The organism is Caballeronia arationis (assembly GCF_001544975.2).
Taxonomy (GTDB): Bacteria; Pseudomonadota; Gammaproteobacteria; order Burkholderiales; family Burkholderiaceae; genus Caballeronia; species Caballeronia arationis.
Map to the genome: position 1 here is coordinate 1 of NZ_FCOG02000241.1, position 5,537 is coordinate 5,537.

A 5,537-nucleotide genomic window follows, 5' to 3' on the forward strand; every position below is an offset into this window, starting at 1 on the left:
GGATTCGCAGGCTGAATCTGAATGGTGTTCTGCGCGACCACTACTTTTTGCTGATCGCCCGATTTCAGGTTGCCCGCCTCGTGCGCCTGCTTGCGCAGCCGCTGTACGGAGTCCATCACGTCGTTGGGTTGCGCAATGAACGCGTCGCCGATCTGCTTGACCCAATCGGGCTTCGATGCCATGGTGGCAAGCACCTGGGGAAACGCGACGAGCGATTGCACGCTCGGGTCCCACGGCTGCGACGCGACCGCCTTCACGGCTTCATCACCGGTCATCGATGCGTGAGCCTTCGACCAGGCCGCAGCCGATCCCACCTCCGTGGGATAGGTCGCCGCCATCAGCACCTGCGCGAGCAATGGATCGGGGTAAAGCGCGATCGGCGCGGTCAGTGAATCGAGCTGTTGATTTGAGACCTTGACCGTGGCTTGCGCATGGGCGACGCCCGGCAACGCGATACTCGTCACGAGCGGCAAGACAAGCCCGGCGCAAAGCACGATTATGGTTCGAGCGGATGCTGCGGATCGTTTCACGATCGAGCCCTCCCGGGACGCCGGTTACACGCACTCATGCACGCATTGCCACCGGATCTAGAACTTGATGTGGGCGCCGGCAAACGGACCGGCGGTTCTAACGTTGTAGTAAAACGACGAGGTGTTGTAGTCCTGCGCGAGGATCCGATATCCGGCGGTCACGCCAATCATCTTAGAGACATCCCAGGACACCGAGGCAATCAACTGCCACGAATACTTGGCCCCTCCGGTCCCCACATCCGCGTACCCCATGACCGACCACTTATCCGTGAATCGATAGAAGGCACGCACGCCCACCAAGGCGTCGACCCAGTCGACATTCGTGCTTCGTTCGTCGCCGGCCGGCAAAACGGGACTGGGCGAAAAGGAAAGCTTCGCATTGAGATTTGTGTAGCGTAGGCCCGCTATCAAGTCCACAGGTGTCTTGTCGCTTGGCAGGATGCGATACGCCCCGACCGCCTGAACGATTCCGTTGTCCAGTTGCAAGCGTGCCGTACCCAGCCGCCCTCCGAGTATCGGGTCTGACGTCGTCGATACGTTGACGTAAAACCCATCGACGATGATTGCCCAGCGATCCTTGCGTGCTTCGAAGGTCGCCATCACGCCAAAGTCGAGGTCGCGCCAGATATCGGAGAAGTGTGCATCGACGTTTTGACCTGGGATCACTTGCCCGACGCGGACGTTGCCGCTTTGGCCCGCCAGCCAAAAGTACGGCGTCAGCGAGAACTGCCAACCGTCCGGGCTGGGCGACGTCGGCTGCGCTTCAGCGCGTGCCGTTGCCGCGACTGCGCTCAGCGAGGCGCACACCACCCATGCCGCAATGCGTCGCCGCGATCTCGCTTTCATGCCCGCACCTTCATGAAGACACATCATCCGCTAGCCGGGCTTGCCGGATCATTCAGTTTCCGGGGAACATCCGGTTCCAGTCCTGCTTCATGTCCACGACGATCCAGCCGTTGCCCGACGCCGCGTCGAGTGCCTTGTCGAGCTTTCCGACTTTCGAGGTGCGGTCGTATGCATATTCTCGCGCTGCATCCGTGTGGTGAATGATCACGCCGAGTCGGGCACCCGTTCCGCTGGTCGTCCATCTGAGCATTTGCAGGTCGCCGTCCGAATTGCCAAACGCCGCCACCGGCCTTCTGCCGATGACCCTCTGGATCGTGGCCGGCTTGCCCGGACCGTCATCCACGTTTTCCACCTTCCCGATGCGCATGAGCGTCGGTTGACCGGCGACTTCGGTGTATTGGTACTTGATGCTGCTGCCGATGACCTGTTCCGGCGGGATTCCATACGCCCGGTCTGCGAATCCGCGCATGAATTCGACACCCCCGCCGGAAACGATGTATGTCTTGAAGCCATTTGCCCGCATATAGCTCAATACTTCCAGCATCGGCTGATAGACGAGTTCGGGATACGTCCTGCCGAAGCGCTTGTCGCGCGCGGAGGCCAGCCAGTCGCGCGCCTGTGCGGCGAATTGATCAGAGCTCATTCCTGCGTGGGTCGCCATGATCAGTTTCTTCGCGTTCGCTTCGCCGTTTTTGAAAAACACTCCAGTCATATTGCCGGCGAGCGCCGAGCGGTAAGGCTCCTGAGTGCGCCATTCAGGGTGCTGAGGCGCCAGCGCCTGAAGCCGCTGGAGTGCAAACACGAACTGGACGTACGCAGGCTGTTCGATCCATAGCGTGCCATCGTCGTCGAAGACCGCAATCCGCTCGGACGGCGGCACGAAGTCGGCCGAGCCGGCAGTCGTCGTCTTTCGAACGAAGTCGACGATGGCTTTTTTCTGAGCCGTGTCGTTCCATGAAGGGAGAGGGTCGACAGCAACGGCGCCCGGCTGCGCGGCGTCCTGGTGCGCAGGCGCGGAACCGCACGACGTCAGTGCGCATGCGAGCGCGAGACACGCGGACAGTCGACGCGCGACTTCAATCAATCGGGGCATCTTCATTTTCTTTCTCAACGAATCCGCTTGAACACGCGATATGCGGCGAGGCAGTCGCGTCAGCAGGCGCGTTGATCGCCTTCGATAATTCCAGTCAATACCAGCGTTAGCACCGACTCTGATAAGTGCTCGAACGATTGTTGGTGCAGGCGTTATGGCTTTCAATGAGACTTTGGTCCAATAGCGGCCGTTGTTCGTAAATGCTACGGTGAATGCGCGTGATGAAGCCCGCGCACAACATTAAATAAAAGGTTTAGCGGGACTTATCACCCGCATTACTGATGATTCGGAACATTATCCAAACGACTAACTCCGAATTCATTTCATCAGCTTCGGCCTGTTATTCCCCGTTTTCACTTATATAAGCAGTCCCACAAAAATAATTGTGTAGATTTATTGCCATCGCCAATGGTGTGGGACGGCGTCTGGACCACGGTTTTCGGGGTTGATTGCGCACGTCAAGACTTCGCTTTTCACTAAACGATTAGGAGTCTGCACATGAAGCCAAGAACGTGGTTATCCGTTTGCGTCGTGATACTCGCGCTCGCATGGTTCGCGCCATCGCCTGCGATCGCGCAGCAGAAGCCCAACATCCTGTTCATCATGGGCGACGACATCGGCTGGATGCAGCCGAGCATCTACCATCGCGGCTTGATGGTTGGCGAGACGCCGAACATCGACCGGATCGGCAGCGAAGGTGCGATCTTCATGCATTACTACGCCGAGCAAAGCTGCACCGCAGGGCGCACTGCTTTCTTCACCGGCATGCATCCGCTGCGCGCGGGCATGATTCCGCCGCAGCTTCCGGGCAGCCCGACCTACCTTCTTCCCGGCACGCCGGCGCTCGCGAAGTTCCTGCTCGATCTCGGCTATAGCACCGGCGAGTTCGGCAAGAACCACCTCGGCGACCACACCGACGCTCTGCCGACGGCGCACGGCTTTCACGAGTTCTGGGGTTATCTGTATCACCTCGACGCGATGCAGGGCGTCAGCTTCAACGACATCAACAGCTCGCCCACCCAGCAGGGTATCGCTCCGCCGTGCAAGAACACGCCGGTCCCCGGTCTCCCCGATGTTCCCGGCGCAGTGGACCCGAAGACGACGGTCTGCCTGACGCCGCCTCGCCCCGTGATCGCTTGCAAATCGTCCGATGGCACGGCGAAGAACCAGACCTGCAAGGACGAAGGGCCGCTGACGCTTGATCGCTCCCGCACGGTCGACGAGGAGATCTCGGCCAAGGTCATCGACTTCATCGATCGCAATGACCCGAAGAAGACGGGCAAGCCGTTCTTCGTGTGGTACAACCCGGCGCGCATGCACATCACGACGATGCTGTCGCCGAAGTACGAAGCCATGCTCGGCGAGAAGGGCGGCAAGGACTGGGGCATCAACGAAGCGGGCATGAAGCAGATGGACGACAACATCGGCTATGTGCTGAAGAAGCTCGAGGACATGGGCCAACTCGACAACACGATCGTCGTCTTCACCACCGACAACGGCGCCGAAACCATCACCTTCCCGGACGGCGGCACCACCCCGTTCAAGGGCGGCAAGCTCACGACCTGGGAAGGCGGCATGCGCGCGCCGGCGGTCGCACGCTGGCCCGGCCACATCAAGGCGGGCACCGTCATGAAGGAAATGTTCGCGTCCCTCGACTGGCTACCCACGTTCGTCGACATCGCTGGCGGCCCCAAAGGCGACCAGCTCAAGAAGCAGATCGAGGCGGGCAAATACCCCGGCATCGTCAAGACCACGCTCGACGGGGTCGACCAGCGCGATTACCTCGAAGGGAAATCGGCGAAATCGGCACGCGAGGTTTTCTTCTATTACACCGGACCGATACCATCTGCGGTGCGATACAAGAACTGGAAGTTCTATTACACGATGGTCGGAGACTGCGCGACCTGCGGCCTTGTCGGAGCCACTACGTATCACTGGACCCAGGTCGACAACATCATGCGTGATCCTTTCGAGACCACGGTCGGCGCCGACAGCAAGTCGTTGCTCGGCTACGGCGGCGCATTGGCTGCGCCGAGCACAGCCTATCTCTACAACTGGAACACCCTGCCTATCGGGCAACTGCTGTGGCTGAAGGAACTGGAGAGCTACACGGCGTTCCCGCCGATGCAGGACCCGGCCAGCTACAACCTCAGCCGGATCTTGCAGGAGGTCAAGCAGAATGGTCACCGCCACCCGAGCGAATGATCCTGCGAGCAGGGACAAAGCGAATGGAGAACGCGGCATGGCGAATCGAAAAACGGCAAACGCAAACAGCAACTCCAGTGCTGCCGCCCGCCCTTCCCGCGTAACCGCGCGCTCAAGCAGGCTGCTGCTCTGGGGCTTGCTCCTCGTGACGTGCCCTGCATTGATCGGGTTCGCGGCAAACTGGGCCATCGGCACTCACTCGAGAGCCGCCTCCTCGAAAGTAGCCCAAGGCGACGGCGTGCATGGTCCACAAGGGATGGCCTGGGTGCCGGGCGGCGAGTTCCTGATGGGCAGCGACGCCAAGATGGCACAAGCCAACGAGCGCCCCGCCCACAAGGTGCGCGTGCACGGCTTCTGGATGGACGAGCATCACGTGACGAACGCCGAGTTCCGCAAGTTTGTCGAAGCGACCGGCTACGTCACGACGGCCGAGAAGAAGCCCGACTGGGAGACGATCAAGGTTCAGGCGCCGCCTGGCACGCCGCGCGCGCCAGACAGCGTGCTGGTGCCGGGCGCAATGGTGTTCGTCGGCACGGACGGGCCGGTATCACTCGAAGACTTCTCGCGCTGGTGGCGCTATGTGCCGGGCGCGGACTGGCGGCATCCGGCGGGGCCGCAGAGCAGCATCGCGGGCAAGGACGATCATCCGGTCGTGCAGGTTTCATACGAGGACGCCGAAGCCTATGCGAAGTGGGCCGGCAAGCGCCTGCCGACCGAGGCCGAGTGGGAATTCGCGGCGCGCGGCGGGCTCACGCAGGCTACCTACGCCTGGGGTGACAAGTTCGCGCCGGACGGCAAGCAGATGGCGAACGTCTGGCAAGGCCAGCAAGCGCGCCCATTTCCGGTGATGAGCGCCAAGGCGG

Annotated in this window: 5 protein-coding genes; 2 read left to right on the plus strand and 3 right to left on the minus strand. The window is 61.1% G+C overall.

Annotation, left to right across the window (positions count from 1 at the left end):
- The 3 genes from AWB81_RS40010 to AWB81_RS40020 form a co-directional block, all read right to left on the minus strand.
- The coding region (locus AWB81_RS40010; protein WP_144444331.1) for a DUF3300 domain-containing protein at positions 1-530 on the minus strand (530 nt) is incomplete at its 3' end.
- 57 nt (positions 531-587) lie between these two features.
- Positions 588-1,376, minus strand: a complete 789-nt coding sequence (locus AWB81_RS40015) for a hypothetical protein (RefSeq protein WP_097189787.1) — start codon at positions 1,374-1,376, stop codon at positions 588-590.
- 52 nt (positions 1,377-1,428) lie between these two features.
- Positions 1,429-2,469: an HAD family hydrolase gene (locus AWB81_RS40020; protein ID WP_062643860.1), complete on the minus strand. Its 1,041-nt coding sequence runs from the start codon at positions 2,467-2,469 to the stop codon at positions 1,429-1,431.
- A 498-nt stretch (positions 2,470-2,967) separates the two neighbouring features.
- Here AWB81_RS40020 and AWB81_RS40025 point away from each other — a divergent pair, with 498 nt between their 5' ends.
- Positions 2,968-4,674, plus strand: coding sequence for an arylsulfatase (locus AWB81_RS40025; protein WP_062643858.1), 1,707 nt, complete (start codon positions 2,968-2,970; stop codon positions 4,672-4,674).
- A gap of 124 nt (positions 4,675-4,798) precedes the next feature.
- Positions 4,799-5,537, plus strand: a 739-nt coding sequence (locus tag AWB81_RS40030; RefSeq protein WP_235026168.1) for an SUMF1/EgtB/PvdO family nonheme iron enzyme, incomplete at its 3' end; no start/stop codon positions are given.

What these genes read in the sequence shown, in the direction of transcription:
- AWB81_RS40015 (WP_097189787.1), bottom strand. Translation starts at nt 1,376, where the DNA reads ATGAAAGCGAGATCGCGGCGACGCATTGCGGCATGGGTGGTGTGCGCC.
- AWB81_RS40025 (WP_062643858.1), top strand. Translation starts at nt 2,968, where the DNA reads ATGAAGCCAAGAACGTGGTTATCCGTTTGCGTCGTGATACTCGCGCTC.
- AWB81_RS40020 (WP_062643860.1), bottom strand. Translation starts at nt 2,469, where the DNA reads ATGCCCCGATTGATTGAAGTCGCGCGTCGACTGTCCGCGTGTCTCGCG.